This window comes from Agrococcus jejuensis (assembly GCF_007679035.1).
GTDB classification, from domain to species: domain Bacteria; phylum Actinomycetota; class Actinomycetes; order Actinomycetales; family Microbacteriaceae; genus Agrococcus; species Agrococcus jejuensis_A.
The window spans coordinates 130,045-153,659 of record NZ_VEFR01000002.1 but is presented as its reverse complement, the minus strand read 5'-3'; the positions used below and the strand labels follow the sequence as shown (position 1 = coordinate 153,659).

Genomic DNA, 23,615 nt, shown 5'->3' with positions numbered 1-23,615 from the left:
CGCCTGACGCGACCACGCGCATGGTCGGACAGGAGCGGCGGCCGCGAGGTCTCGTGACGCGTGCTCGCTGCGCTCGCGCGCTCCTCGACCAGCTGGTGGGAGCGTGTGTCGCGGGGCATGAGGTGCGTCGAGCGCGAGCTGCCGGCTCCATCACCAGCTGGTCGAGGAGGCCCCGAGCGCAGCGAGGAGCCGTCACGAGACCACGTGACGAGCCTGCCCGACGCGGCCACCCGCATGGTCGGGCAGGAGCGGCGGGCGCGTGGTCTCGTGACGCGTGCTCGCCCGTCGGGCTCGCGCGCTCCTCGACCAGCTGGCGGGAGCGTGTCTCGCGCGGCAGGAGGTGCGCCCCGCGCGAGCGCTGCGCAGCTGCGCGCCTAGCGCTCCCGCTCCGCCAGGCCCGCGAGCGCCTCGAGCACGCACAAGGCCGCGAGCCGCACGGTGCGGCCGTCGGCGGCGTCAGCCGTCGCATCCACCTCGGTGAGGTCGATGGACCGCACGCGCGGGTCGCGCGCGAGGAGGCGCACGAGCGAGCGCAGCCGCCAGGCCGAGATGCCGCCGGGCACCGACGCCGGGCAGCCGGGCGCGGCGGCGCGGTCGACGACGTCGACGTCCACGTCGACGTGGATCGGGCCGCTCACCCCGCCCGCGATCGTGAGGGCGCGCTGCACGACCGCGCCGACGGGCTCCTCCTCGACGGCGGCTCGCGTCTCGACGGCGATGCCGAGCTCGGCGGCGCGCTGCGCGTAGGCCGCGGAGTTCGCGAAGTCCTGGATGCCGACCTGCACGATGCGCGAGCCGTCCAGGCCCGCCTCGACGAGCCGTCGCACGGGGGAGCCGTTGGAGCGGCCGTCGCGGAGGTCGTGGTGCGCGTCGAGCGTGATGAGGCCCGCGCCGGAGGGGCCGGACCCCGCGCCGCTCCAGGCACCGAGGGCGGCGGGCACGGTGGCGGCGTTGTCGCCGCCGAGCACGATCGCGAGCCGCGAGCGGGCGACGGCCCTCGCGACGAGGTCGGCGGCGGCGGCCTCGTCGCCGTCGGGGTCGACGGCGTCGCCGGCGTCGGCGATGCGGAGGGCGTCGACGTCGGCGCCGGCGGCGTGCGGCGCGAAGCGCGCGAGGGCCTCGCGGATGGCGAGCGGCGTCGCGTGCGCGCCCGTGGGGGAGATGCTCGTCGCGTGGGTGCCGACGCCGACGACGACGGCGTCGACGGGCTCGTCGCCGAGGTCGGGCCAGCCGCCGGCGCGCGGCCACAGCGGGTCGACGTGCATCGCGTCTCGGGTGGCTCGTGCGGTCTCGCGTGCGTCGTCGCCCATGCGGCCACGGTACGCGCTCGCGCCGCCGGGTCGAGCAGCGCGCGAGCCCGAGACCCGTGGTCGCTGCGGGACGTCCGGGTGCTCGGCGTGCTCGCGATGACTCGGGTCTCGTGACGGCTCCTCGCTGCGCTCGGGGCCTCCTCGACCAGCTGCGAGGGGGCTGGACCGGGGTGGGTACCGTCCGAGTCTCGCTGCGCTCGCACCTCGAGGAGCGGCCCTCGGAGGATCGCTCCGCTCGGCAGCGAGAAGCGTCCTTCGCACGTCGACCACAGCGCATGCCGGCGGCGGAGCCAGCCGCCGCAGTCGCGCCGGGTGGCTCGTGCAGCGTCATCGCGACCGGGACGGCGTCCTTCGGGCGTGACCGCGACACGCCCGGGTTGCACGTACTCCCACCCGCGTGCGAGAATCGTTAGGTTGCAGACGCCGCGGATCGCGGCTCACTGCTCGGCAGTGCACAGGACATCGCTTCCTGGGCCGCGGGCAGATCGACATCACTTCGCCGAAGCTCAGCAGGCATGTCCTGCGGGGATCGGCATGCCCCCGGCGGGCATTGACAGAAGAACATGGCGCACAGCAGTGCTCAAATGCGCAGTCGGTACCGGCTGCGCGTCGATGAGAGAAGGACAGCATGGCGGGACAGAAGATCCGCATCCGACTGAAGTCGTACGACCACGAGGTCATCGACTCGTCGGCGCGGAAGATCGTCGACACCGTGACCCGTGCGGGCGCGACGGTGGTGGGCCCCGTGCCGCTGCCGACCGAGAAGAACGTGGTCGCGGTCATCCGTTCGCCCCACAAGTACAAGGACAGCCGCGAGCACTTCGAGAAGCGCACGCACAAGCGCCTCATCGACATCGTCGACCCGACGCCGAAGGCAGTCGACTCGCTCATGCGCCTCGACCTGCCTGCCGACGTCAACATCGAGATCAAGCTCTAAGGAACCGCATGTCCACCCTCGCAACGACTCAGGGTCTGCTGGGCCGGAAGCTCGGCATGACGCAGGTGTGGGACGAGCAGAACAAGCTCATCCCCGTCACCGTCGTCGAGATCACGCCCAACGTGGTCACGCAGATCCGCACGCCCGAGATCGACGGCTACGACGCGATCCAGATCGCGTTCGGCTCCATCGACCCCCGCAAGGTGAACCAGCCCAAGGCCGGTCACTTCAAGGCTGCCGGCACGACGCCGCGTCGCCACCTCACCGAGGTCCGCACCGCCAACGCCTCCGAGTACGCACTCGGCCAGGAGATCGCGGTCGACGTCTTCGCCGCCGGCCAGAAGGTCGACGTCGTGGGCACGTCCAAGGGCAAGGGCTTCGCCGGTGTCATGAAGCGCCACAACTTCGCGGGCGTCTCCGCGTCGCACGGTGCGCACCGCAACCACCGCAAGCCCGGCTCGATCGGTGCCTCGTCGACGCCCTCGCGCGTCTTCCGCGGCATGCGCATGGCCGGCCGCATGGGCGGCGACCGCGTCACCGTCCAGAACCTCACGATCCACGCCGTCGACGCCGAGAAGGGTCTGCTGCTCGTCAAGGGCGCCGTCCCCGGTGCTCGTGGCCGCATCGTGTTCGTCCGCAACGCCGTGAAGGGAGCCTGACCATGGCGAACAAGGTCGACGTCCTCGACGCCAAGGGTGCGAAGGCAGGCTCGCTCGAGCTGCCCGAGTCGCTCTTCGACGTCCAGACGAACGTGCCCCTGATCCACCAGGTCGTCGTCGCGCAGCTCGCTGCCGCACGTCAGGGCACGCACAAGACGAAGAACCGCGGCGAGGTCTCCGGCGCCGGTCGCAAGCCGTTCAAGCAGAAGGGCACCGGCCGTTCGCGCCAGGGCTCGATCCGCCAGCCCGAGCACCGTGGTGGTGGCGTCGTGCACGGCCCGACGCCCCGCGACTACTCGCAGCGCACCCCCAAGAAGATGATCGCCGCCGCGCTCCGCGGTGCGCTCTCCGACCGCGCCCGCGGCGGCCGTCTCCACGTCGTGGAGTCGTTCCTCGCCGATGGCGCCCCCTCGACGAAGACGGCCGTCGCGCTGCTCGCGTCGGTGGCGTCGTCGAAGAACGTGCTGATCGTGCTGCACCGCGACGAGGAGTCGTCGTGGCTGTCGGTGCGCAACCTGGGCAACGTCCACGTGATCACGTGGGACCAGCTCAACGCGTACGACGTGCTCGTGAGCGACGACATCGTCTTCTCGCAGACCGCCTACCAGGCGTTCGTCGAGGCCCGCACCGGCGAGACCGTCGAGGTCGAGGCCGCGAAGAAGGCTCCGAAGGCCAAGGCTGCGAAGGCCGACGCCGACGAGACCGTCGCGGCCGAGCCCGCGAAGAAGGCTCCGAAGGCCAAGGCCGCGAAGGCCGACGCCGACGAGACCGCCGAGGCCGAGCCCGCGAAGAAGGCTCCGAAGGCGAAGGCGGCTAAGGCCGACGACGCCGCCGAGGCAGAGAAGGAGTAGGACCGATGAGCATCCAGAAGGACCCCCGCGACGTCATCCTGCGTCCGATCGTCTCGGAGAAGAGCTACTCGCTCATCGACCGCGGCAGCTACACGTTCGAGGTCGACCCCCGCGCCTCGAAGACCGAGATCCGTCTCGCGGTCGAGAAGATCTTCTCCGTGAAGGTCGAGCGCGTGAACACGCTCAACCGTCAGGGCAAGACGCGCCGCACCAAGTTCGGACTTGGCAAGCGCAAGGACACGAAGCGTGCCATCGTCACGCTCCGCTCCGGCTCGATCGACATCTTCACGGCTGTCGGCTGAGGACTAGAGGACTAGACACATGGCTATTCGCAAGTACAAGCCGACGACCCCGGGTCGTCGTGGCTCGTCGGTCGCCGACTTCGCGGAGATCACGCGCTCGACCCCCGAGAAGTCGCTGCTCCGCCCGCTGCCCAAGACCGGCGGTCGCAACAACACCGGTCGCATCACGACCCGTCACATCGGTGGTGGCCACAAGCGCCAGTACCGCGTGATCGACTTCCGTCGTCACGACAAGGACGGCATCGACGCCCGCGTCGCGCACATCGAGTACGACCCGAACCGCACGGCGCGCATCGCGCTGCTGCACTTCGCGGACGGCACGAAGCGCTACATCGTCGCTCCGAACAAGCTGTCGCAGGGCGACATCGTGGAGTCCGGTGCAGGCGCCGACATCAAGCCCGGCAACAACCTGCCGCTGCGCAACATCCCCACGGGTACCGTCATCCACGCCATCGAGCTCCGTCCCGGCGGCGGCGCGAAGCTGGCTCGCTCGGCAGGCGCCTCGGTGCGTCTCGTCGCGAAGGACGGCCCCTACGCCCAGCTGCGTCTCCCCTCGGGCGAGATCCGCAACGTCGACGCGCGTTGCCGCGCGACGATCGGCGAGGTCGGCAACGCCGAGCAGTCGAACATCAACTGGGGCAAGGCCGGCCGCAACCGCTGGAAGGGCGTCCGCCCGACCGTGCGCGGCGTCGCGATGAACCCGGTCGACCACCCGCACGGTGGTGGCGAGGGCAAGACGAGCGGTGGCCGTCACCCGGTGAGCCCCTGGGGCAAGCCGGAGGGCCGCACGCGTCGCCCGAACAAGGAGAGCGACAAGCTCATCGTCCGTCGCCGGTCCACGAACAAGAAGCGGAAGTAACCCAAGATGCCTCGCAGCCTCAAGAAGGGCCCGTTCGTCGACGACCACCTGTTCCAGAAGGTGGTCCGTCAGAACGAGGCCGGCAGCAAGAACGTCATCCGTACCTGGTCGCGCCGCTCGATGATCGTGCCCGCGATGCTCGGTCACACGATCGCCGTCCACGACGGTCGCAAGCACATCCCCGTGTTCGTCACGGAGTCGATGGTCGGTCACAAGCTCGGCGAGTTCGCGCCGACGCGTACCTTCCGCGGCCACGTGAAGGACGACAAGAAGGGCCGTCGCCGCTGACGCGGCGACGCTGACAGGAGGAAGAGATGATCGAGTCGATCGCTCGGGTGCGGCACATCCGCATCACCCCGCAGAAGGCCCGTCGCGTCGTGGCCCTCGTGCGCGGGAAGCAGGCAGAGGAGGCCATGGCCATCCTCAAGTTCGCGCCGCAGAGCGCGGCGGAGCCCGTGCGCAAGCTCGTGGCGTCCGCCGTCGCGAACGCTCGCGTGAAGGCTGACGCGCAGAACGAGTACCTCGACGAGCAGGACCTGTACGTGTCCCGCATCTTCGTCGACGAGGGCACCACGCTCAAGCGGTTCCGTCCGCGTGCGCAGGGTCGTGCCTTCCGCATCAACAAGCGCACGAGCCACATCACCGTCGTGCTGGCCACGCCCGAGACGGAGGTCTAGGAAGCAATGGGACAGAAGGTCAACCCGTACGGGTTCCGCCTCGGCATCACCACCGACCACGTGTCGCGCTGGTTCGCCGACTCGTCGAAGCCCGGTCAGCGCTACGCCGACTACGTGGCTGAGGACATCAAGATCCGCGAGATGCTCAAGAAGAGCCTCGACCGGGCCGGCGTCGCCCGCATCGAGATCGAGCGCACCCGTGACCGCGTCCGCGTGGACATCCACACGGCTCGCCCCGGCATCGTGATCGGCCGCCGCGGCGCGGAGGCCGAGCGCATCCGTGCCGAGCTCGAGAAGCTCACGAGCAAGCAGATCCAGCTGAACATCCTCGAGGTCAAGAACCCCGAGGCCGAGGCGCAGCTCGTCGCACAGGGCATCGCGGAGCAGCTCAGCGCTCGCGTCGCGTTCCGTCGTGCGATGCGCAAGGGTCTCCAGGGCGCGCAGCGCGCTGGTGCCAAGGGCGTCCGCATCCAGGTCTCGGGCCGTCTCGGCGGCGCCGAGATGAGCCGCTCGGAGTTCTACCGCGAGGGCCGCGTGCCCCTGCACACGCTCCGCGCCAACATCGACTACGGCTTCTACGAGGCCCGGACGACGTTCGGTCGCATCGGCGTGAAGGTGTGGATCTACAAGGGCGACATCACCAACCGCGAGCTCGCTCGCGAGCAGGCGAACCAGAAGTCGCAGCGTCCCGAGCGTCGTGGCCCCCGCCGCGACTCGGGCAACGCCGGATCGGAGGGCTGATCATGCTGATCCCCCGTCGCGTCAAGCACCGCAAGCAGCACCACCCGAAGCGCTCGGGTCAGGCCACCGGTGGCACGAAGGTCGCCTTCGGCGAGTTCGGCATCCAGGCCCTGACGCCCGCGTACGTGACCAACCGTCAGATCGAGTCCGCTCGTATCGCCATGACGCGTCACATCAAGCGTGGTGGCAAGGTGTGGATCAACATCTACCCCGACCGTCCGCTCACGAAGAAGCCCGCCGAGACCCGAATGGGCTCCGGCAAGGGCTCGCCCGAGTGGTGGGTCGCCAACGTCAAGCCGGGTCGCGTCCTCTTCGAGGTCGCCGGCGTCGACGAGGCACTGGCCCGTGAGGCCATGACCCGCGCAATCCACAAGCTGCCGCTCAAGGCGCGCATCATTTCCCGCGAGGAGGCTGACGCATAATGGCGATCGGAACGAAGGAGCTCATGCCCGTCGAGCTCGCGACGTTCGACGACGAGCGTCTCGTCGTCGAGCTGAAGCGTGCCAAGGAGGAGCTGTTCAACCTGCGCTTCCAGGCAGCGACCGGCCAGCTCGAGAGCCACGGCCGCGTGCGTGCCGTGAAGCGTGACATCGCGCGCCTCTACACCGTGATCCGCGAGCGCGAGCTCGGGATCAGCGCCTCGCCGGCGCCGGTGGAGAAGGCCGCGGACAAGAAGAAGTCCAAGAAGGCCACCGAGGCCGAGAAGGCTGAGGAGAGCTGATGGCCAAGCAGGCAGAGGCAGCTCCGGCGATCCAGCGCGGCTACCGCAAGACGCGTCAGGGTTTCGTCGTGAGCGACAAGATGGAGAAGACCATCGTCGTCGAGGTCGAGGACCGCGTGAAGCACCCCCTCTACGGCAAGGTCATCCGCACGTCGTCGAAGGTCAAGGCCCACGACGAGCAGAACACCGCCGGCATCGGCGACCGCGTCCTGATCGCGGAGACTCGACCGACGAGCGCCACCAAGCGCTGGCGTCTGGTCGAGGTCCTCGAGAAGGCCAAGTAGGCCAGGGGAGACAGAGATGCTGCAGCAGGAATCCCGTGTCAAGGTCGCCGACAACACCGGCGCCAAGGAGCTCCTGACCATCCGCGTGCTCGGTGGCTCCGGCCGCCGCTACGCGGGCCTCGGCGACACCATCGTCGCGACGGTCAAGGACGCCATCCCGGGTGGCAACGTGAAGAAGGGCGATGTGGTCAAGGCCGTCATCGTCCGCACGGTGAAGGAGACGCGTCGTCCCGACGGCTCCTACATCAAGTTCGACGAGAACGCCGCCGTGATCCTGAAGAACGATGGGGACCCCCGTGGCACCCGCATCTTCGGGCCGGTCGGCCGTGAGCTGCGCGACAAGCGATTCATGAAGATCGTCTCGCTCGCGCCGGAGGTGCTGTGATGGCGAACATCAAGAAGGGCGACACCGTCCAGGTGATCGCCGGTGCTCGGGAGAGCCGCGGCGGAGACCGTGGCAAGACCGGTCGCGTGCTCGAGGTCCTCGGTGACGACCGCGTCATCGTCGAGGGCGTCAAGCTCGTCACGAAGCACATCAAGGTCGGGCAGACGCAGCGCGGCACGAAGACGGGTGGCATCGAGACGCACGAGTCGCCGATCCACGTGTCGAACGTCGCGCTCATCGACCCGGAGAGCAAGAAGCCGACGCGCGTCCGCTCCTCGATCACCAAGGTCGAGAAGGACGGCGTCCAGGTGACGACGAAGGTGCGTGTGAGCACGCGCTCGGGCAAGGAGATCAAGAGCAATGACTGACACGGCAGTGCGCCTGCCGCGCCTCAAGGCGCAGTACCGCGCGGAGATCGTGGACCAGCTGCGCTCGCAGTTCGAGTTTGCGAACGTCATGCAGGTCCCCGGCCTGGTGAAGATCGTCGTGAACACGGGCGTCGGCGACGCCGCCCGTGACTCGAAGGTCATCGACGGCGCCATCAAGGACCTGACGGCCATCACCGGCCAGAAGCCGATGGTGACGAAGGCACGCAAGTCGATCGCCCAGTTCAAGCTGCGCGAGGGCATGCCGATCGGCGCCCACGTGACGCTGCGCGGCGACCGCATGTGGGAGTTCCTCGACCGTCTGCTGACGCTCGCGCTGCCCCGCATCCGCGACTTCCGCGGCCTGAGCCCGAAGCAGTTCGACGGCAACGGCAACTACACCTTCGGTCTCCAGGAGCAGTCCGTGTTCCACGAGATCGACCAGGACCGCATCGACCGCGTCCGTGGCTTCGACATCACCGTCGTGACCACGGCCAAGAACGACGACGAGGGTCGCGCGCTGCTCAAGGCGCTCGGCTTCCCCTTCAAGTCGGAGTAGCACCCTCGGCGCCGCCGGCGCCGAGGAACGTATCCAGGTCGCCGTCCGTGGAACGGGCGGGGAAACCAGAACAGTAGGAGATACCCATGACGATGACCGACCCGGTCGCCGACATGCTGACGAGGCTCCGGAACGCCAACACGGCGTTCCACGACGAGGTCTCGCTGCCGTCATCGAACATCAAGACCCACATCGCGGAGATCCTCCAGCGTGAGGGCTTCATCCAGGACTGGAAGGTCGAGGACGCCCGCGTGGGCAAGACCCTCACCATCGGCCTGAAGTACGGCCCCGAGCGTCAGCGCTCGATCGCCGGCATCAAGCGCGTGTCGAAGCCCGGCCTGCGCGTGTACGCGAAGTCGACCGAGATCCCCCAGGTGCTCGGCGGCCTCGGCGTGGCCATCCTCTCGACGAGCTCGGGCCTGCTCACGGACCGTGAGGCTCAGCAGAAGGGCGTGGGTGGGGAAGTCCTCGCCTACGTGTGGTGATCTGACATGTCACGAATCGGACGTCTTCCCATCGAGATCCCCGCGGGTGTCGAGATCACGGTCGACGGCGCTGCCGTCACCGTCAAGGGCCCCAAGGGCGAGCTGAACCTCACCGTCGCGAAGCCGATCGAGGTCGAGATCGCCGACGGCCAGGTGCAGGTCACGCGCCCCGACGACGAGCGCGAGTCGCGTTCGCTCCACGGCCTGACGCGCACCCTCATCGCGAACGACATCGTCGGCGTCACCGCCGGCTACTCGAAGTCCCTCGAGGTCGTCGGCACGGGCTACCGCGTCGCGTCGAAGGGCTCGGGCATCGAGTTCGCGCTCGGCTACTCGCACCCGATCGCCGTCGAGCCCCCCGCGGGCATCACGTTCACGGTCGAGGGCAACAACAAGGTCACCGTCAGCGGCATCTCGAAGCAGGCCGTCGGCGAGACCGCCGCCAACCTCCGCAAGCTCCGCAAGCCCGAGCCGTACAAGGGCAAGGGCGTCCGCTACGCGGGCGAGCAGATCCGCCGCAAGGCCGGAAAGTCAGGTAAGTGATGGGTATCGGAACCCGAGGCACCAGCAAGTCCGCTGCCCGCGGCCGCCGTCACGCGCGGCTGCGCAAGAAGATCGTCGGCACGGCATCCACGCCGCGCCTGGTCGTCACCCGTTCGGCACGACACCTGTTCGTGCAGATCGTCGACGACGCGCAGGGCCACACGCTGGCCTACGCATCCACGATGGAGGCCGACCTCCGCGCCGTGTCCGGCGACAAGTCGGAGAAGGCCAAGAAGGTCGGCGAGCTCGTCGGCTCGCGTGCCAAGGCAGCGGGCGTCGAGAAGGTCGTGTTCGACCGTGGCGGCAACCGCTACGCCGGACGCGTCGCCGCAGTGGCGGACGGTGCACGAGAGGCAGGTCTGGAGCTGTGAGCGAAGAGACGAAGGAGACGCAGGTGAGCGACACGAACGCCACCGCAGCGGAGACGGTGCAGGGCACCGACACCCGCAGCGAGCCCCGTGAGCAGCGTCGCGGCAGCCGCGACCGCGGCACCCGCGGCGAGCGCGGTCAGCGCGATCGCGGCAACGACAGCCAGTTCCTCGAGCGCGTCGTCACGATCAACCGCGTGTCGAAGGTCGTGAAGGGTGGTCGTCGCTTCAGCTTCACCGCCCTCGTGGTCGTCGGCGACGGCAACGGCATGGTCGGCGTCGGCTACGGCAAGGCGCGAGAGGTCCCCACGGCCATCTCGAAGGGCGTCGAGGAGGCGAAGAAGAACTTCTTCCGCGTCCCGCGCGTCGGCGCATCGATCCCGCACCCCGTGCAGGGCGAGGCAGCAGCAGGCGTCGTCCTGCTCCGTCCCGCCTCCGCAGGTACCGGTGTCATCGCGGGCGGCCCCGTGCGTGCCGTCCTCGAGTGCGCTGGCATCCACGACGTCCTGTCGAAGTCGCTCGGCTCGTCGAACACGATCAACATCGTGCACGCGACCGTCGCGGCCCTCCAGCAGCTCGAGGAGCCGGCAGCAGTCGCGGCTCGTCGTGGCCTGGACTTCGACCACGTCGTGCCCGCACGCCTGCGTCGTGCCGAGACCGAGGCGAAGCAGCACGCTGCAGAGATCGCGGAGGCCAAGGCATGAGCAAGCTGAAGGTCACCCAGATCAAGTCCAAGATCAGCGAGAAGCCGAACCAGCGCGAGACGCTCCGGTCGCTCGGTCTCAAGCGCATCGGCCACACGGTCGTGCGTGAGAACGACGCCCAGAACCGCGGCTACGTGAACGTGGTCCGTCACCTCGTGCGCGTCGAGGAGGTCGACGAATGAGCGACAAGAACAAGGACGGCGAGCAGCTGCCCGCACTGAAGGTCCACCACCTTCGTCCCGCGCCCGGTGCCAAGAAGGACCGCCAGCGCGTGGGCCGTGGTGAGGGCTCGAAGGGCAAGACGGCTGGCCGCGGCACCAAGGGCACGAAGGCGCGCAACACCGTGCGCCTCGGCTTCGAGGGTGGCCAGCTCAACTCGGTGATGCGCGCCCCCAAGCTGCGCGGCTTCAAGAACCCGTTCCGCACGGAGTACCAGGTCGTCAACGTCGGCCAGCTCCAGGACCTCTTCCCCGAGGGTGGCGACGTGACCGTCGCAGCGCTCGTGGCGAAGGGTGCCGTGCGCAAGAACGAGCTCGTGAAGGTGCTCGGCGACGGCGAGCTGACGGCTACGCTGAACGTGACGGTCGACAAGGTGTCGGCTGCTGCGGAGCAGAAGATCGTCGCCGCCGGCGGCTCCATCCAGTAAGCAAGCTCGGATGGGGTGGCCCGTGCGGCCACCCCATCCTTCTTCTGCGTCCACCGGAAGGCTCACGTGTTCAAGGCAATCGGCAGGATCTTCAAGACTCGCGACCTGCGACGGAAGATCCTCTTCACCCTCGCCATCGTGGCGGCGTTCCGACTGGGCTCGTTCATCCCCGCCCCGTTCGTGGACTACGGCAACGTGCAGGCGTGCCTCGACACGGCTGCGACCGACACGTCGGGCCTCTACCAGCTCGTCAACCTGTTCTCGGGTGGCGCGCTGCTCCAGCTGAGCGTCTTCGCGCTCGGCATCATGCCGTACATCACGGCATCGATCATCGTGCAGCTGCTGCGCGTGGTCATCCCTCGCTTCGAGGCCCTCTACAAGGAGGGCCAGTCGGGTCAGTCGAAGCTCACGCAGTACACGCGCTACCTGACCATCGGTCTCGGCGTGCTGCAGTCGACGACCCTCATCGCCGTCGTGCGCTCCGGCCAGCTCTTCTCGGCCGGCGGCGTCGCGCCGACCGGCCCCTGCGCCGACCTCCTCACGAACGAGTCGTGGTGGGCGATCGTGCTGATGATCGTCGCGATGACGGCCGGCACCGGCGTCATCATGTGGATGGGCGAGCTCATCACCGAGCGTGGCATCGGCAACGGCATGTCGCTCCTCATCTTCACGTCGATCTCGGCGACCTTCCCGAGCGCGCTCCTGCTCATCGGCGACACGAACGGCATCGAGATGCTCGTGGCCGTGCTCGCGATCGGCATCGTCATCATGGGCGCCGTCGTCTTCGTCGAGCAGTCGCAGCGCCGCATCCCCGTGCAGTACGCCAAGCGCATGGTGGGCCGCCGCATGTACGGCGGCAAGTCGACGTACATCCCGATCAAGGTGAACATGGCCGGCGTCGTGCCCGTCATCTTCGCCTCGTCGCTGCTGTACTTCCCCGCGCTCATCGCGTCGTTCAACTCGCCGGCGTCGGGCGAGCAGCCCGCCCCGTGGGTGCAGTGGATCAACGACAACCTGACGACGGGCGACCACCCGCTGTACATGGTGCTGTACTTCCTGCTCATCATCGGCTTCACGTACTTCTACGTCGCGATCACGTTCAACCCGGACGACGTCGCGGAGAACATGAAGAAGTACGGCGGCTTCATCCCGGGCATCCGCGCCGGCCGCCCGACGGCCGAGTACCTCGACTACGTGCTGACGCGCGTGACGTTCCCGGGCTCGATCTACCTGGGCGTCGTCGCCCTCATCCCGCTCATCGCACTCGCGACGGTCGGCGCGAACCAGAACTTCCCGTTCGGCGGCGCATCGATCCTCATCATCGTGGGCGTCGGTCTCGAGACCGTGCGCCAGATCGACGCGCAGCTGCAGCAGCGCCACTACGAGGGACTGATCCGCACGTGACCCAGCTGCTCATCGTCGGCCCTCCCGGGGCGGGCAAGGGAACGCAGGCGTCGCGCCTCGCGCAGACGTTCGGCATCCCGACGATCTCGACCGGTGACATCTTCCGCTCCAACATCAAGGAGCAGACGGAGCTGGGCAAGCAGGTCACCGCGATCCTCGACGCCGGCGACTACGTGCCCGACTCGCTGACCAACGACCTCGTCGAGGATCGGCTGGCGCAGGCGGACGCGCAGGACGGCTACCTGCTCGACGGGTACCCGCGCACCGAGGGCCAGGTCGAGTTCCTCGACGCCGTCAACGAGCGCCGCGGTCGTGGGCTCGACGCGGTCGTGCGCCTGGTCGCCGACCACGACGAGGTCATCCGCCGCCTGCAGCTGCGCGCGGCCGAGCAGGGGCGCAGCGACGACACCGACGAGGCCATGCGGCATCGGCTCGAGGTGTACGAGCGGGAGACCGAGCCGATCCTCGCCGCCTACGCGGCACGTGGCGTGGTGGTGGAGATCGACGGCCTGGGCGACATCGACGAGGTCACCGAGCGCATCCTCACGGCGCTGAGCGTCCGCGGCGTCGCCGCGGGCTGAAACCCGTGATGCGACGGATCTACAAGTCCCGGTCGCAGCTGGCCGCCATGCGCGCGCCCGGCCTGCTGACGGGGCGAGCCCTCGAGGCGGTGCGCGCGGCGATCCGTCCGGGCGTCACGACGCTCGAGCTCGACGCGATCGCCGAGGACGTCGTGCGCTCGGGCGGCGGCATCCCGAACTTCCAGCTCGAGCCCGGCTACCAGCACACGATCTGCGCGAACGTCAACGACGTCGTCGTGCACGGCATCCCCGACTCGCGACCCATCGAGGCCGGCGACCTCGTGACGATCGACTGCGGCGCCATGGTCGACGGCTGGAACGGCGACGCTGCCTTCTCGGTCGTCGTGCCCGGCGGCTCCGGCGAGCTCGTGGGCGTGCGCGAGCGCCTGTCGCAGGCGACGCACGACGGACTGTGGGCGGGCATCGCCGCGCTCGCGTCGGCACGGATGCTCGGCGAGGTCGGCGCCGCGGTCGAGGATGCCGTCGAGGCCGCGGGCGACTACGCCATCAGCGACGACTGGATCGGCCACGGCATCGGCAAGGCCATGCACGAGGAGCCGCCGGTCTTCAACTACCGCACGCGCGTGCTCGGACCGGCCGTGAAGCCGGGCCTGTGCGTCGCGATCGAGCCGATCGTCGTCGCAGGCGACCAGGCCACCCGCATCCTCGACGACGGCTGGTCGGTCGTGACGGTCGACGGCAGCCAGGCCTGCCAGTGGGAGCACTCGGTCGCGGTGCACGCCGACGGCATCTGGGTGCTCACCGCGCTCGACGGCGGCGCCGAGGGACTCGCGCCGTTCGGCATCGAGCCCCGCCCCATCCGCGACCGCTGAGCCACGCTCGCGACCCGCGAGCGTCGCAGCACCCCGTCGCGGGCGGAACCGGTTCCGCTGCGGCGTCGGCGAGGTCGTCGCGGGTGCTAGGTTCATCACCGAGATTCCCGCAGATCAGGAGCACCCAATGGCCGAGCGCACCGTCACCGTCGCATCCTCGCAGGGCCTGCACGCCCGCCCCGCATCGCTGTTCACCCAGGCAGCGGCGAAGGCGTCGTCGCCCGTCACGATCGCGAAGGGCGACAAGCAGGTCAACGCGGCATCGATCCTGTCCGTGATCTCGCTGGGCGTCGCCAAGGGCGACTCCGTGGTGATCGCGAGCGACGACGAGGCGACCCTCGACGCGCTCGAGGAGCTGCTGAGCACCGACCACGACGCCTGATCCCACCCCTGCACCAGAGAGGTCGACGATGACCGCCACCGCACCCGCAGTCGAGCAGAGGGGCGGCGCGCGAGTCGCCGTCCAGAAGTTCGGCACGTTCCTGTCGGGCATGATCATGCCCAACATCCCCGCGCTCATCGCGTGGGGCATCCTCACCGCACTCTTCATCCCGGACGGCCCGTTCCCGAACGGTGGCATCACCGACTTCGTCGTGGGTCCCGTGATCCACTACCTGCTGCCGCTGATCATCGCGAACACCGGTGGCCGCATGGTCTACGACCAGCGCGGTGGCATCGTCGCGACGGTCGCGACCGGTGGCGCCATCGGCGGCGCCGACTACATCGCGTCGCTCGTGCCCGACGGCCCGAGCTCGCCGCACATGTTCATCGGCGCGATGATCCTCGGCCCGCTGTCCGCATGGGTCATGAAGCAGCTCGACCGGCTGTGGGACGGCAAGGTCAAGGCCGGCTTCGAGATGCTCGTCAACATGTTCTCGGCGGGCATCGTCGCGTTCCTCATGGCGCTGTTCGGCTTCTTCGTCATCGCGCAGGTCGTCACGTTCATCATGCGCGTGCTCGGCGGCGCGGTCGGGTTCCTCGTGGACTCGGGACTCCTGCCGCTCGCGAGCATCATCATCGAGCCCGCCAAGGTCTTCTTCCTCAACAACGCCCTGAACCACGGCGTGCTCACGCCGCTCGGCGTGCAGCAGGCGTCGGAGACGGGCCAGTCGATCTTCTTCCTGCTCGAGGCGAACCCCGGCCCCGGCCTCGGCGTGCTCCTCGCGTTCACGTTCTTCGGCGTCGGCGTCTCGCGCGCCACGGCACCGGGCGCGGCGATCATCCACTTCTTCGGTGGCATCCACGAGGTGTACTTCCCGTACGTCCTCGCGAAGCCGCAGCTGCTGCTCGCGATGATCCTCGGTGGCGCATCCGGCGTCGCCACGAACGCGATCCTCGGCACGGGCCTCGGCTTCCCCGCGGCTCCGGGCTCGATCATCGCGGTCGCGACCGCGGCGGTCTCCGTCTCCGTGCTGAACCTCGTCGGAGTCCTCGTCTCGGTGCTCGTCTCGGCGACCGTGACGTTCCTCGTCGCGTCGGTGATCCTCCGTGCGTCGCGCAAGCGCGACCTCGAGCGCGAGGCGGCTGGCAGGGACGACTTCGGTGCTGCCGTCGCCCAGACGCAGGCGAACAAGGGCAAGGACTCGTCCGTGCTCTCGGGACTCGTGGGCGGTGCCGGTGGCGGCGTCGCGACCGCGACCCTCGCCGGCCCGATCTCGAAGATCGTCTTCGCGTGCGACGCGGGCATGGGCTCGAGCGCCATGGGCGCCTCGGTGCTGCGCAACAAGATCAAGCAGGCCGGCTTCGGCGACGTGACCGTGACGAACGTCGCGATCGCGAACCTCGATGCGACGCCCGACGTGATCGTGACGCAGCAGGAGCTCACCGACCGTGCGCGCCAGCGCACCCCCGACGCCGTGCACGTCTCGGTCGACAACTTCATGAACAGCCCGAAGTACGACGACGTCGTGCAGCTCGTGGCGCAGAGCCGCGAGCAGGCGCCCGCCGAGGATGCTCCGGCTGCCGCGGCTGCGGCGCCGACCCCGGCGGCTGGTGCGTCCGACGACGTGCTCACGCTCGAGCGCATCACCGTCTCGCCGACGGCCACGACCAAGGAGGCCGCCATCCAGGAGGCGGCCGACGCGCTGGTCGCAGCCGGGGCCGTCACGCCCGCCTACGCGGACGCGATGCGCGATCGCGAGGCGACGGTGTCGACCTACATGGGCAACCTGCTCGCCATCCCGCACGGCACGAACGAGGCGAAGGGCGAGGTGCTCGCATCCGCGATCTCCGTCGCCCGCTACCCCGCGCCGATCTCGTGGGACGGCAACGACGTGCGCTTCGTCGTCGGCATCGCGGGCAAGGACGGCGGGCACCTCGAGATCCTCGCGAAGATCGCCACGGTCTTCAGCGACGAGGCCGAGGTGCAGCGTCTCCTCGACGCTCCCGACGAGCAGGCGATGCTCGACATCCTGGGAGCGGTGAACGACTGATGCGAGCGGTCCACTTCGGTGCCGGCAACATCGGCCGCGGATTCGTCGGGCTGCTGCTCCACGAGGCCGGCTATCACGTGACGTTCGTCGACGTGAACGCCGAGCTCATCGGGATGCTGCAGGCGGCGGACGCGTACACCGTCACCGAGGTGGGCCCCGACGCGACGACGCACGTCGTCGCGGGCTTCGACGCGATCGACTCCCGAGCCGACGAGGCGGGCGCCATCGCGGCGATCGCCGCGGCGGACGTCGTCACCTGCGCCGTGGGTCCCACGGTGCTGCGCTTCATCGCGCCCGTCATCCGGGCGGGCCTCGCCGCCCGCCCGGATGACGCGGCGCCCCTCACGGTCATGGCGTGCGAGAACGCCATCGGCGCGACCGACACGCTCGCGGGCCACGTGCTCGAGGGTGCGGAGGAGCTCGCCGAGCGTGCCGTGTTCGCGAACACGGCCGTCGACCGCATCATCCCGGCGCAGGACGCGTCGGGCGTCGACGTGGTCGTCGAGGACTTCTTCGAGTGGTCGATCGACCGCACCCCCTTCGCGGGCGCCGAGCCCGCGATCCCCGGGGCGCACTTCGTCGACGACCTGACGCCGTGGATCGAGCGCAAGCTGTTCACGGTGAACACCGGCCACGCCACGACGGCGTACCACGGCTACCTCGCGGGAGCCGAGACCATCGCCGACGCGCTCGACCTGCCCGCCGTGCGCGCCGAGGTCGAGGCGGCCCTCGCCGAGACGAGCGCGCTGCTCGTCGAGCGGTTCGGGCTCGACGCCGACGAGCACGCCGCCTACGTGGCGCGCGCGATCCAGCGATTCGAGAACCGCGCGCTGCCCGACACGTGCGCGCGCATCGGCCGCCAGCCGCTGCGCAAGCTCTCGCGCGACGAGCGCTTCATCCGGCCCGCCGCCGGGCTCGCCGAGCAGGGATCGGACCCCGCTGCGCTCGTGCGCGCCGTCGGCGCCGCGCTCGCGTTCGACGTCGCCGACGACGAGCAGGCCGTCGAGCTGCAGCGCCTGCTCGGCGAGCTCGAGCCCGAGGCGTTCGTCGCCGAGGTGTGCGGCATCGCCGACGGGCACCCGCTGCAGCCGGCCCTCGTCGCCGTCGTCGCGGCGCGCTGACCGGCGCACGACGCGCGGCGCTCCCAGGCTGCGCGCCTACGATGGCAGCATGCCGACGCGCCCCGAGCAGCACCCGCTCGTGACCGTGCGCGCGGTCGCCTGATGCCCGTGGCACGCGGGATCGCGGGTCGCGCGAGCGCGACGCCGAGGCCGAGGCTCCTGTACGGCTGGGACATCGAGGACGAGCAGATCGAGCTCGCGCTCCTGCCGCCCGGCAGTCGCGTGCTCGCGGCCGCCGGCGCGGGCGAGCTCGTCGCGCACCTCGCCGCCGCCGGCCACGAGGTCGTCGCGGTGTCGGCGAACCGCGAGCAGCTCGAATACGCGCGACGACGGTCGTCGGGCGGACCGTTCGAGGCGGGCTCCGCCGAGCGCGTGCTCGATGCGGGCAGGAAGCTCATCCGCGCGGCGAGTCCCGCGTGGCATCGCCGCCGCGTGCGCAGCCTGCTCACCGACGCGTCGCCGCAGCGCGTGCAGCAGCAGTGGCGCCAGCGCTTCGACAACCGCACGTTCCGCAGCGTGCTGCATGCCACGATGGCGCCCGCCGGCATGCTCGCGGCCGCGATCCAGCGCGACTTCTCGACCGTGCTGCCCGCCCACTTCACCGACACCGTGCGCGCACGCCTCGACGCGCGCCTCGGCATGCATCCGTCGCCGGGCAACCGCTTCGCGTGGCGTCTGCTCGCGGGGGAGGACCCGCCGGGCTACGCCCCGCCCGTCGCGCCCGACGGCGCGATCGACTTCGTGGCCTCGGATGCGCTGAGCCACCTCGAGTCCGCGGCCCCGGCGTCGTACGACGCCGTGACGCTGTCGAACGTCGCCGACGGCACGCGCGCCGACGTCGTCGAGCGCCTCGGGCGAGCCGCGCGCCGTGCGGTCGTGCCCGGCGGCCCGATCATCGTGCGGTCGTTCGCGCCCACGGCCGACGCTCGAGCGAGCGCGCTGGCCGACGACGATCGCAGCCTCGTCTGGGGCGGCATCCACGTGCAGCACTGATCCGACCCGCGTGCGACACGCCCGAGTTGCAGCACCGCCCGATCCGCGCGTACAGTAGACCCTTGGTGTCGTGGCACGACTGTGCCATGCCACTCGCATGACCAGCACACCAACGAGACCTGCAGACGAGGCTATGGCTAAGAAGGACGGCGTCATCGAGATCGAGGGCTCGGTGATCGAGAACCTCCCCAACGCGATGTTCCGCGTGGAGCTCACCAACGGGCACGTCGTCCTGGCGCACATCTCGGGGAAGATGCGGCAGAACTACATCCGCATCCTGCCCGAGGACCGAGTGATCGTGGAGCTCAGCCCCTACGACCTCACGCGCGGCCGCATCGTCTACCGGTACCGCTGATCTGCTGAGAAGGAACGGCTCCGCCCGGAGCACGAGGCCAGCGAGAAGAGAAGAACATGAAGGTCAACCCCAGCGTCAAGCCCATCTGCGACAAGTGCAAGGTCATCCGCCGGCACGGTCGCGTGATGGTCATCTGCTCGAACCCCCGCCACAAGCAGCGGCAGGGTTGAGCCGGGAGCGCTCATGACGACGAAGTCGGCGTGAGCGCGGACGGCTCAAGGTCGAGGAGGCCGCGACGAAGTCGCAGCCGTCACGAGACCTGACCCAGCGAGGACCGCAAGCTCCACGCGAAGGTCGAACCGGCCGGAGGGCCGTGACCACTCGACACAAGCACCGCAAGATCCGAGACCCGAGAGGGCGAGGGGACACCCAGGGGCGGAGAGGCCCTGGCACCGCGGCTTGCACCACACCTCCCATGACTCCGAGAAGGAGCACAGATGGCACGTCTTGCAGGCGTCGACATCCCGCGCGACAAGCGCGTGGTGATCGCGCTCACCTACATCTACGGCGTCGGACGCACGCGTTCGGTCGCGACGCTCGAGGCCACCGGCATCGACCAGAGCATCCGCGTCAAGGACCTCACCGACGAGCAGCTCGTCGCGCTCCGCGACCACATCGAGGGCACCTTCAAGGTGGAGGGCGACCTCCGTCGTGAGGTGGCCGCCGACATCCGCCGCAAGGTCGAGATCGGCTCGTACGAGGGCATCCGCCACCGCCGCGGCCTGCCCGTGCGCGGTCAGCGCACCAAGACCAACGCGCGTACCCGCAAGGGACCCAAGCGCACCGTCGCCGGCAAGAAGAAGGCCCGCTAAGGGCCCCGGGAGGTAGAGGAACATGGCAGCTCCCAAGTCCGCAGTGCGCAAGCCGCGCCGCAAGGACAAGAAGAACGTCCCCGTCGGTCAGGCGCACATCAAGTCGACCTTCAACAACACCATCGTGTCGATCACCGACACGACCGGTGCCGTCATCTCGCAGGCCTCGGGCGGCGCGATCGGCATGAAGGGCTCGCGCAAGTCGACCCCCTACGCCGCGCAGCTCGCTGCGGAGTCGGCTGCGCGTCAGGCGCAGGACCACGGCATGAAGAAGGTCGACGTGTTCGTGAAGGGCGCAGGCTCGGGTCGCGAGACCGCGATCCGCTCGCTCCAGGCCACCGGCCTCGAGATCGGCGCGATCCACGACGTCACGCCGCAGGCGCACAACGGCGTTCGTCCGCCGAAGCCGCGCCGCAACTGACCCATCGACGCGCGGAGGGCTCGAGAGCCCTCCGCGCGTCGCACCCTGTCGACACCTCGATCCCATCGCGAGTCATATAGCGGACTCGCAGAACAGGAAGCCATACCGTGCTGATCGCCCAGCGCCCGACCGTCTCCGAAGAGGTCCTCTCGGAGCACCGCTCGCGGTTCACCATCGAGCCGCTCGAGCCCGGATTCGGGTACACCCTCGGCAACTCCCTCCGCCGCACGCTCCTCTCGTCGATCCCCGGCGCTGCCGTCACCGGCATCCGCATCGACGGCGTGCTCCACGAGTTCACGACCATCCAGGGCGTGAAGGAGGACGTGACCGAGATCATCCTCAACCTCAAGGGCCTCGTCGTCTCGTCGGAGCACGACGAGCCGATCGTCGCCTACCTCTCGAAGCAGGGTGCGGGCAGCGTCACCGCCGCCGACATCACGGCTCCGGCCGGCGTCGAGATCCACAACCCCGAGCTCGTCATCGCCACGCTCAACGACAAGGCGAAGTTCCAGCTCGAGCTGACGATCGAGCGTGGCCGCGGCTACGTGTCGGCCGCGCAGAACCGCGACGAGTTCGCCGAGGCCGGCTCGATCCCGATCGACTCGATCTACTCGCCCGTGCTCAAGGTCACCTACCGCGTCGAGGCGACGCGTGCCGGTGAGCGCACCGACTTCGACTCGCTCGTCGTCGACGTGGAGTCGAAGCCCGCGATCTCGCCGCGCGACGCCGTCGCGTCGGCCGGTCGCACGCTCGTCGAGCTGTTCGGCCTGACCCGCGACCTCAACGCCGCGGCAGAGGGCATCGAGATCGGCCCCGCACCGGCCGCGGAGCAGCTCTCGGGCGAGCTCGGCACGCCGATCGAGGAGCTCGACCTCTCGGTCCGCTCGTACAACTGCCTCAAGCGCGAGGGCATCAACACGGTGTCCGAGCTCGTGGCGCTGAGCGAGACGCAGCTCATGAACATCCGCAACTTCGGCCAGAAGTCCGTCGACGAGGTCAAGGACAAGCTCACCGAGCTCGGCCTCTCGCTCAAGGACGCGGTGCCCGGCTTCGACGGCGCCCACTTCTACGGCTACGACGACGAGGAAGCCCTCTAAGGGCTCCCGGGAAGACCAAGGAGCATCACCATGCCCAGGCCCACGAAGGGACCCCGCCTCGGAGGCGGACCGGCGCACGAGCGCCTGCTGCTCGCGAACCTCGCGGCTGCGCTGTTCACGCACAAGGCCATCACGACGACCGAGACGAAGGCGAAGCGCCTGCGTCCCGTCGCCGAGCGCCTCGTCACGTTCGCGAAGCGCGGCGACCTCCACGCGCGTCGTCGCGTCCTCGCCGTGATCGGCGACAAGGGCGTCGTGCACGAGCTGTTCGCCGAGATCGCCCCGCTCGTCGCGGAGCGCGAGGGCGGCTACACCCGCATCACGAAGCTCGGCTTCCGCAAGGGCGACAACGCCCCCATGGCGCGCATCGAGCTCGTGCTCGAGCCCGTGCAGAAGAAGGGCTCGAAGTCGAAGAACGCCGCCGCTGCTGCGACGGCCGCCGCCGACCAGGAGGCCGCTGCCGCATCCGCGACCGAGGCCGACGAGGCCGCGGTCGAGGAGCCCACGGAGACGACCGAGGAGGTCGTCGAGGCCGACACGGCTGCTGCGCCCGAATCGGACGCCGCCGAGGCTGCGGAGCCGGCCGACGAGGCCAAGGACGAGTCCAAGTAGGTTCCGGACCATCTGCCACGAGGGCGGGAGCGCGATGCGCTCCCGCCCTCGTCGCGTGTGCGGACGGTGCCGCGCTGCGCCGGTACCGTGGCCTCATGCCTCGCGTCCGCCTCGACCTCGCGTACGACGGCACCGACTTCGCAGGCTGGGCGGCGCAGCCGGGACTGCGCACGTGCCAGGGCGTGCTCGAGGAGGCGCTCGCCACGGTCGTGCGCCGTCCCGTGCGCGTGACGGTGGCCGGCCGTACGGATGCCGGGGTGCACGCCTCCGGGCAGGTCGCGCACGTCGACCTCGACGAGGCCCCCGATCCCCGCCTCGCGCATCGGCTCTCGTCGCTCGTGCCCGAGCGCGACCTCGTCGTGCGTGCCGTCTCGCTCGCCCCCGAGGGCTTCGACGCGCGCTTCTCCGCGGTGCATCGACGCTACGAGTACCGCATCCAGACGCGCGTCGCCGATCCGCTGGCGCGACGCACGAGCGCGTTCGTGCCGCGGGACCTCGACGACGCGGCGATGCAGCGCGCCGCCGACGTGCTCGTGGGGCTGCACGACTTCGCGGCGTTCTGCAAGCCGCGCGAGGGTGCGACGACCATCCGGTCGCTGCAGTCGTTCACCTGGCAGCGGCACGACGACCTGCTCGTCGCGACCGTGCAGGCGGATGCGTTCTGCCATTCGATGGTGCGCTCGCTCGTCGGCGCCTGCGTGGCCGTGGGCGAGGGGCGGCTGGGGCTCGCGGAGGCCGCGGCGCTGCTCGACGCCGACGGACGATCGAGCGCCTTCCGCATGATGGCGGCCGCCGGCCTCACGCTCGTCGAGGTCGGCTACCCGGCCGACGACGAGCTCGCGGCGCAGGCCGAGCGTGCCCGAGCGCGTCGCACGGCCGACGACGTCACGGCAGCAGCAGGCGCCTGAGCCCGTCGACCTCGTCGACGACGTACGCGGCGCCCGACGACTCGAGCTCGGCGCGCGACCCGTAGCCCCACGTCACGCCGATGCCCGTGACGCCCGCCTCGAGCGCGCCCTCGACGTCGTGCCGACGATCGCCGACCATCACGACCGTGGGGGAGGCCTCGACGCCCAGCTCCGCGAGCGCGCGGGCGATGAGCGGCGCCTTCGACCGGCCGTCGTCGCTCGCGATGCGACCGTGCACGGCGCCGAGCGAGCCGCGCAGGCCGAGGTGCTCGGCGACGGACTCGGCGTCCTCCTGCAGCTTGAACGTGAGGATGCTCGTCGGCACGCCCGCGGCGTGCAGGTCTGCGAGCAGCGCGGGGATCCCCGGGTAGACCTCCTGCTCCCAGAGCCCGCCGCCGTCGACGAGGTGCTCGCGGAACAGCGCGACGCCGCGCTCGACCGTCGCGGGATCGTGTCCGCGCTCCGCGAGCGTCGTGCCCGTGGGCGGGCCGAGCCAGCGCCGCAGCTCGTCGTCGGCGGGCACCGGCCACCCCAGTCCCTCGTGCATGTGCCGCAGCGAGGCGACGAGCCCGGGCGCGGAGTCGCTGAGGGTGCCGTCGAGGTCGAGGAGCACGGCGGAGGGTCGCATCCGGCCATCCTCGCATCGTGGG

General features: G+C 69.9%; 35 protein-coding genes and 1 pseudogene. 34 read left to right on the top strand and 2 right to left on the bottom strand.

Annotated elements, in window-relative coordinates; translation table 11 throughout:
- Positions 1-374: 374 nt before the first annotated feature.
- A complete protein-coding gene (locus tag FS793_RS07740) occupies positions 375-1,310 on the bottom strand; it encodes an arginase family protein (protein WP_260980082.1) in 936 nt (311 codons plus the stop codon).
- A gap of 628 nt (positions 1,311-1,938) precedes the next feature.
- On the opposite strand from FS793_RS07740, the gene rpsJ reads away from it, so the two are divergent.
- The 34 genes and pseudogenes from rpsJ (at position 1,939) to truA (ending at position 22,965) form a co-directional block, all read left to right on the top strand.
- The gene (rpsJ, locus tag FS793_RS07735) at positions 1,939-2,247 is read left to right on the top strand and encodes a 30S ribosomal protein S10 (RefSeq protein WP_092503033.1); all 309 of its coding nucleotides are present in this window, start codon (positions 1,939-1,941) and stop codon (positions 2,245-2,247) included.
- An 8-nt stretch (positions 2,248-2,255) separates the two neighbouring features.
- Entirely contained in the window at positions 2,256-2,906 is a 651-nt protein-coding gene (rplC, locus tag FS793_RS07730; protein WP_092503031.1) for a 50S ribosomal protein L3, read from the top strand.
- 2 nt (positions 2,907-2,908) lie between these two features.
- A pseudogene (gene rplD / locus FS793_RS07725) lies at positions 2,909-3,559 on the top strand (50S ribosomal protein L4); the annotation flags it as partial.
- Between the two features lie 203 nt (positions 3,560-3,762).
- Complete coding sequence (gene rplW, locus FS793_RS07720; RefSeq protein WP_144719935.1) at positions 3,763-4,059, top strand: 50S ribosomal protein L23; 297 nt, start codon at positions 3,763-3,765, stop codon at positions 4,057-4,059.
- A gap of 19 nt (positions 4,060-4,078) precedes the next feature.
- Entirely contained in the window at positions 4,079-4,918 is an 840-nt protein-coding gene (rplB, locus tag FS793_RS07715) for a 50S ribosomal protein L2 (protein WP_144719934.1), read from the top strand.
- Between the two features lie 6 nt (positions 4,919-4,924).
- On the top strand, positions 4,925-5,206 hold the full coding sequence (gene rpsS, locus FS793_RS07710; RefSeq protein WP_092503023.1) for a 30S ribosomal protein S19: 282 nt from the start codon (positions 4,925-4,927) through the stop codon (positions 5,204-5,206).
- Between the two features lie 26 nt (positions 5,207-5,232).
- Positions 5,233-5,595 (top strand): 50S ribosomal protein L22, encoded by a 363-nt coding sequence (gene rplV / locus FS793_RS07705; RefSeq protein WP_092503021.1) that lies wholly within the window; start codon positions 5,233-5,235, stop codon positions 5,593-5,595.
- Positions 5,596-5,601: 6 nt separating this feature from the next.
- On the top strand, positions 5,602-6,336 hold the full coding sequence (rpsC, locus tag FS793_RS07700) for a 30S ribosomal protein S3 (RefSeq protein ID WP_144719933.1): 735 nt from the start codon (positions 5,602-5,604) through the stop codon (positions 6,334-6,336).
- A 2-nt stretch (positions 6,337-6,338) separates the two neighbouring features.
- Positions 6,339-6,758, top strand: a complete 420-nt coding sequence (gene rplP, locus FS793_RS07695; protein WP_144719932.1) for a 50S ribosomal protein L16 — start codon at positions 6,339-6,341, stop codon at positions 6,756-6,758.
- A complete protein-coding gene (rpmC, locus tag FS793_RS07690) occupies positions 6,758-7,057 on the top strand; it encodes a 50S ribosomal protein L29 (RefSeq protein ID WP_144719931.1) in 300 nt (99 codons plus the stop codon). The genes rplP and rpmC overlap by 1 nt, the downstream gene beginning before the upstream one ends.
- Positions 7,057-7,341, top strand: a complete 285-nt coding sequence (gene rpsQ / locus FS793_RS07685; protein ID WP_144719930.1) for a 30S ribosomal protein S17 — start codon at positions 7,057-7,059, stop codon at positions 7,339-7,341. Before rpmC ends, rpsQ begins: the two co-directional genes overlap by 1 nt.
- A 16-nt stretch (positions 7,342-7,357) precedes the next feature.
- Positions 7,358-7,726: a 50S ribosomal protein L14 gene (gene rplN / locus FS793_RS07680; protein ID WP_092503011.1), complete on the top strand. Its 369-nt coding sequence runs from the start codon at positions 7,358-7,360 to the stop codon at positions 7,724-7,726.
- Positions 7,726-8,094 carry a 50S ribosomal protein L24 gene (gene rplX, locus FS793_RS07675; protein ID WP_144719929.1) on the top strand — a complete coding sequence of 123 codons (369 nt, stop codon included), beginning with the start codon at positions 7,726-7,728 and terminating at the stop codon, positions 8,092-8,094. Before rplN ends, rplX begins: the two co-directional genes overlap by 1 nt.
- On the top strand, positions 8,087-8,650 hold the full coding sequence (gene rplE / locus FS793_RS07670; RefSeq protein ID WP_092503007.1) for a 50S ribosomal protein L5: 564 nt from the start codon (positions 8,087-8,089) through the stop codon (positions 8,648-8,650). The genes rplX and rplE overlap by 8 nt, the downstream gene beginning before the upstream one ends.
- A gap of 86 nt (positions 8,651-8,736) precedes the next feature.
- Positions 8,737-9,135: a 30S ribosomal protein S8 gene (gene rpsH, locus FS793_RS07665; protein ID WP_092503005.1), complete on the top strand. Its 399-nt coding sequence runs from the start codon at positions 8,737-8,739 to the stop codon at positions 9,133-9,135.
- Between the two features lie 6 nt (positions 9,136-9,141).
- The gene (gene rplF, locus FS793_RS07660; RefSeq protein WP_144719928.1) at positions 9,142-9,678 is read left to right on the top strand and encodes a 50S ribosomal protein L6; all 537 of its coding nucleotides are present in this window, start codon (positions 9,142-9,144) and stop codon (positions 9,676-9,678) included.
- The gene (gene rplR / locus FS793_RS07655) at positions 9,678-10,049 is read left to right on the top strand and encodes a 50S ribosomal protein L18 (RefSeq protein WP_144719927.1); all 372 of its coding nucleotides are present in this window, start codon (positions 9,678-9,680) and stop codon (positions 10,047-10,049) included. Before rplF ends, rplR begins: the two co-directional genes overlap by 1 nt.
- Positions 10,050-10,072: 23 nt before the next feature.
- Positions 10,073-10,750 (top strand): 30S ribosomal protein S5, encoded by a 678-nt coding sequence (gene rpsE, locus FS793_RS07650; protein ID WP_186329391.1) that lies wholly within the window; start codon positions 10,073-10,075, stop codon positions 10,748-10,750.
- Positions 10,747-10,932, top strand: a complete 186-nt coding sequence (gene rpmD, locus FS793_RS07645; RefSeq protein ID WP_144719925.1) for a 50S ribosomal protein L30 — start codon at positions 10,747-10,749, stop codon at positions 10,930-10,932. Before rpsE ends, rpmD begins: the two co-directional genes overlap by 4 nt.
- Positions 10,929-11,396 (top strand): 50S ribosomal protein L15, encoded by a 468-nt coding sequence (rplO, locus tag FS793_RS07640; protein ID WP_092502996.1) that lies wholly within the window; start codon positions 10,929-10,931, stop codon positions 11,394-11,396. Before rpmD ends, rplO begins: the two co-directional genes overlap by 4 nt.
- Before the next feature lie 66 nt (positions 11,397-11,462).
- On the top strand, positions 11,463-12,800 hold the full coding sequence (gene secY, locus FS793_RS07635; RefSeq protein WP_144719924.1) for a preprotein translocase subunit SecY: 1,338 nt from the start codon (positions 11,463-11,465) through the stop codon (positions 12,798-12,800).
- Positions 12,797-13,381: an adenylate kinase gene (locus FS793_RS07630; RefSeq protein WP_186329390.1), complete on the top strand. Its 585-nt coding sequence runs from the start codon at positions 12,797-12,799 to the stop codon at positions 13,379-13,381. Before secY ends, FS793_RS07630 begins: the two co-directional genes overlap by 4 nt.
- A gap of 8 nt (positions 13,382-13,389) precedes the next feature.
- Positions 13,390-14,214 (top strand): type I methionyl aminopeptidase, encoded by an 825-nt coding sequence (gene map / locus FS793_RS07625; protein WP_144719923.1) that lies wholly within the window; start codon positions 13,390-13,392, stop codon positions 14,212-14,214.
- A 127-nt stretch (positions 14,215-14,341) separates the two neighbouring features.
- Positions 14,342-14,596: an HPr family phosphocarrier protein gene (locus tag FS793_RS07620; RefSeq protein WP_144719922.1), complete on the top strand. Its 255-nt coding sequence runs from the start codon at positions 14,342-14,344 to the stop codon at positions 14,594-14,596.
- A 28-nt stretch (positions 14,597-14,624) separates the two neighbouring features.
- Positions 14,625-16,646, top strand: a complete 2,022-nt coding sequence (locus FS793_RS07615; RefSeq protein ID WP_144719921.1) for a PTS mannitol transporter subunit IICBA — start codon at positions 14,625-14,627, stop codon at positions 16,644-16,646.
- Entirely contained in the window at positions 16,646-17,767 is a 1,122-nt protein-coding gene (locus FS793_RS07610) for a mannitol-1-phosphate 5-dehydrogenase (RefSeq protein ID WP_144719920.1), read from the top strand. Before FS793_RS07615 ends, FS793_RS07610 begins: the two co-directional genes overlap by 1 nt.
- Before the next feature lie 108 nt (positions 17,768-17,875).
- Positions 17,876-18,760: a hypothetical protein gene (locus FS793_RS07605; RefSeq protein WP_144719919.1), complete on the top strand. Its 885-nt coding sequence runs from the start codon at positions 17,876-17,878 to the stop codon at positions 18,758-18,760.
- A gap of 133 nt (positions 18,761-18,893) precedes the next feature.
- Positions 18,894-19,115 (top strand): translation initiation factor IF-1, encoded by a 222-nt coding sequence (gene infA / locus FS793_RS07600; protein WP_092502965.1) that lies wholly within the window; start codon positions 18,894-18,896, stop codon positions 19,113-19,115.
- A gap of 56 nt (positions 19,116-19,171) precedes the next feature.
- Positions 19,172-19,285, top strand: a complete 114-nt coding sequence (gene rpmJ / locus FS793_RS07595) for a 50S ribosomal protein L36 (protein ID WP_056536355.1) — start codon at positions 19,172-19,174, stop codon at positions 19,283-19,285.
- 267 nt (positions 19,286-19,552) lie between these two features.
- Entirely contained in the window at positions 19,553-19,927 is a 375-nt protein-coding gene (gene rpsM / locus FS793_RS07590) for a 30S ribosomal protein S13 (protein WP_144719918.1), read from the top strand.
- A gap of 22 nt (positions 19,928-19,949) precedes the next feature.
- Positions 19,950-20,348: a 30S ribosomal protein S11 gene (rpsK, locus tag FS793_RS07585; RefSeq protein ID WP_092502961.1), complete on the top strand. Its 399-nt coding sequence runs from the start codon at positions 19,950-19,952 to the stop codon at positions 20,346-20,348.
- A gap of 107 nt (positions 20,349-20,455) precedes the next feature.
- Positions 20,456-21,445, top strand: a complete 990-nt coding sequence (locus FS793_RS07580) for a DNA-directed RNA polymerase subunit alpha (RefSeq protein WP_092502959.1) — start codon at positions 20,456-20,458, stop codon at positions 21,443-21,445.
- Between the two features lie 30 nt (positions 21,446-21,475).
- Entirely contained in the window at positions 21,476-22,057 is a 582-nt protein-coding gene (gene rplQ, locus FS793_RS07575; RefSeq protein WP_144719917.1) for a 50S ribosomal protein L17, read from the top strand.
- 95 nt (positions 22,058-22,152) lie between these two features.
- Entirely contained in the window at positions 22,153-22,965 is an 813-nt protein-coding gene (gene truA / locus FS793_RS07570; RefSeq protein WP_144719916.1) for a tRNA pseudouridine(38-40) synthase TruA, read from the top strand.
- On the opposite strand, the gene FS793_RS07565 is transcribed toward truA, so the two are convergent.
- Positions 22,943-23,593 carry an HAD hydrolase-like protein gene (locus FS793_RS07565; protein ID WP_144719915.1) on the bottom strand — a complete coding sequence of 217 codons (651 nt, stop codon included), beginning with the start codon at positions 23,591-23,593 and terminating at the stop codon, positions 22,943-22,945. The two genes, truA and FS793_RS07565, sit on opposite strands and share 23 nt — an antisense overlap.
- Positions 23,594-23,615: the final 22 nt, after the last annotated feature.

Excerpts from the sequence above, each read along its gene's own strand:
- FS793_RS07740 (WP_260980082.1), bottom strand. The coding sequence starts at position 1,310 with ATGGGCGACGACGCACGCGAGACCGCACGAGCCACCCGAGACGCGATG.
- rpsJ (WP_092503033.1), top strand. The coding sequence starts at position 1,939 with ATGGCGGGACAGAAGATCCGCATCCGACTGAAGTCGTACGACCACGAG.
- rplC (WP_092503031.1), top strand. The coding sequence starts at position 2,256 with ATGTCCACCCTCGCAACGACTCAGGGTCTGCTGGGCCGGAAGCTCGGC.
- rplW (WP_144719935.1), top strand. The coding sequence starts at position 3,763 with ATGAGCATCCAGAAGGACCCCCGCGACGTCATCCTGCGTCCGATCGTC.
- rplB (WP_144719934.1), top strand. The coding sequence starts at position 4,079 with ATGGCTATTCGCAAGTACAAGCCGACGACCCCGGGTCGTCGTGGCTCG.
- rpsS (WP_092503023.1), top strand. The coding sequence starts at position 4,925 with ATGCCTCGCAGCCTCAAGAAGGGCCCGTTCGTCGACGACCACCTGTTC.
- rplV (WP_092503021.1), top strand. The coding sequence starts at position 5,233 with ATGATCGAGTCGATCGCTCGGGTGCGGCACATCCGCATCACCCCGCAG.
- rpsC (WP_144719933.1), top strand. The coding sequence starts at position 5,602 with ATGGGACAGAAGGTCAACCCGTACGGGTTCCGCCTCGGCATCACCACC.
- rplP (WP_144719932.1), top strand. The coding sequence starts at position 6,339 with ATGCTGATCCCCCGTCGCGTCAAGCACCGCAAGCAGCACCACCCGAAG.
- rpmC (WP_144719931.1), top strand. The coding sequence starts at position 6,758 with ATGGCGATCGGAACGAAGGAGCTCATGCCCGTCGAGCTCGCGACGTTC.
- rpsQ (WP_144719930.1), top strand. The coding sequence starts at position 7,057 with ATGGCCAAGCAGGCAGAGGCAGCTCCGGCGATCCAGCGCGGCTACCGC.
- rplN (WP_092503011.1), top strand. The coding sequence starts at position 7,358 with ATGCTGCAGCAGGAATCCCGTGTCAAGGTCGCCGACAACACCGGCGCC.
- rplX (WP_144719929.1), top strand. The coding sequence starts at position 7,726 with ATGGCGAACATCAAGAAGGGCGACACCGTCCAGGTGATCGCCGGTGCT.
- rplE (WP_092503007.1), top strand. The coding sequence starts at position 8,087 with ATGACTGACACGGCAGTGCGCCTGCCGCGCCTCAAGGCGCAGTACCGC.
- rpsH (WP_092503005.1), top strand. The coding sequence starts at position 8,737 with ATGACGATGACCGACCCGGTCGCCGACATGCTGACGAGGCTCCGGAAC.
- rplF (WP_144719928.1), top strand. The coding sequence starts at position 9,142 with ATGTCACGAATCGGACGTCTTCCCATCGAGATCCCCGCGGGTGTCGAG.
- rplR (WP_144719927.1), top strand. The coding sequence starts at position 9,678 with ATGGGTATCGGAACCCGAGGCACCAGCAAGTCCGCTGCCCGCGGCCGC.
- rpmD (WP_144719925.1), top strand. The coding sequence starts at position 10,747 with ATGAGCAAGCTGAAGGTCACCCAGATCAAGTCCAAGATCAGCGAGAAG.
- rplO (WP_092502996.1), top strand. The coding sequence starts at position 10,929 with ATGAGCGACAAGAACAAGGACGGCGAGCAGCTGCCCGCACTGAAGGTC.
- map (WP_144719923.1), top strand. The coding sequence starts at position 13,390 with ATGCGACGGATCTACAAGTCCCGGTCGCAGCTGGCCGCCATGCGCGCG.
- FS793_RS07620 (WP_144719922.1), top strand. The coding sequence starts at position 14,342 with ATGGCCGAGCGCACCGTCACCGTCGCATCCTCGCAGGGCCTGCACGCC.
- FS793_RS07615 (WP_144719921.1), top strand. The coding sequence starts at position 14,625 with ATGACCGCCACCGCACCCGCAGTCGAGCAGAGGGGCGGCGCGCGAGTC.
- FS793_RS07610 (WP_144719920.1), top strand. The coding sequence starts at position 16,646 with ATGCGAGCGGTCCACTTCGGTGCCGGCAACATCGGCCGCGGATTCGTC.
- infA (WP_092502965.1), top strand. The coding sequence starts at position 18,894 with ATGGCTAAGAAGGACGGCGTCATCGAGATCGAGGGCTCGGTGATCGAG.
- rpmJ (WP_056536355.1), top strand. The coding sequence starts at position 19,172 with ATGAAGGTCAACCCCAGCGTCAAGCCCATCTGCGACAAGTGCAAGGTC.
- rpsM (WP_144719918.1), top strand. The coding sequence starts at position 19,553 with ATGGCACGTCTTGCAGGCGTCGACATCCCGCGCGACAAGCGCGTGGTG.
- rpsK (WP_092502961.1), top strand. The coding sequence starts at position 19,950 with ATGGCAGCTCCCAAGTCCGCAGTGCGCAAGCCGCGCCGCAAGGACAAG.
- rplQ (WP_144719917.1), top strand. The coding sequence starts at position 21,476 with ATGCCCAGGCCCACGAAGGGACCCCGCCTCGGAGGCGGACCGGCGCAC.
- truA (WP_144719916.1), top strand. The coding sequence starts at position 22,153 with ATGCCTCGCGTCCGCCTCGACCTCGCGTACGACGGCACCGACTTCGCA.
- FS793_RS07565 (WP_144719915.1), bottom strand. The coding sequence starts at position 23,593 with ATGCGACCCTCCGCCGTGCTCCTCGACCTCGACGGCACCCTCAGCGAC.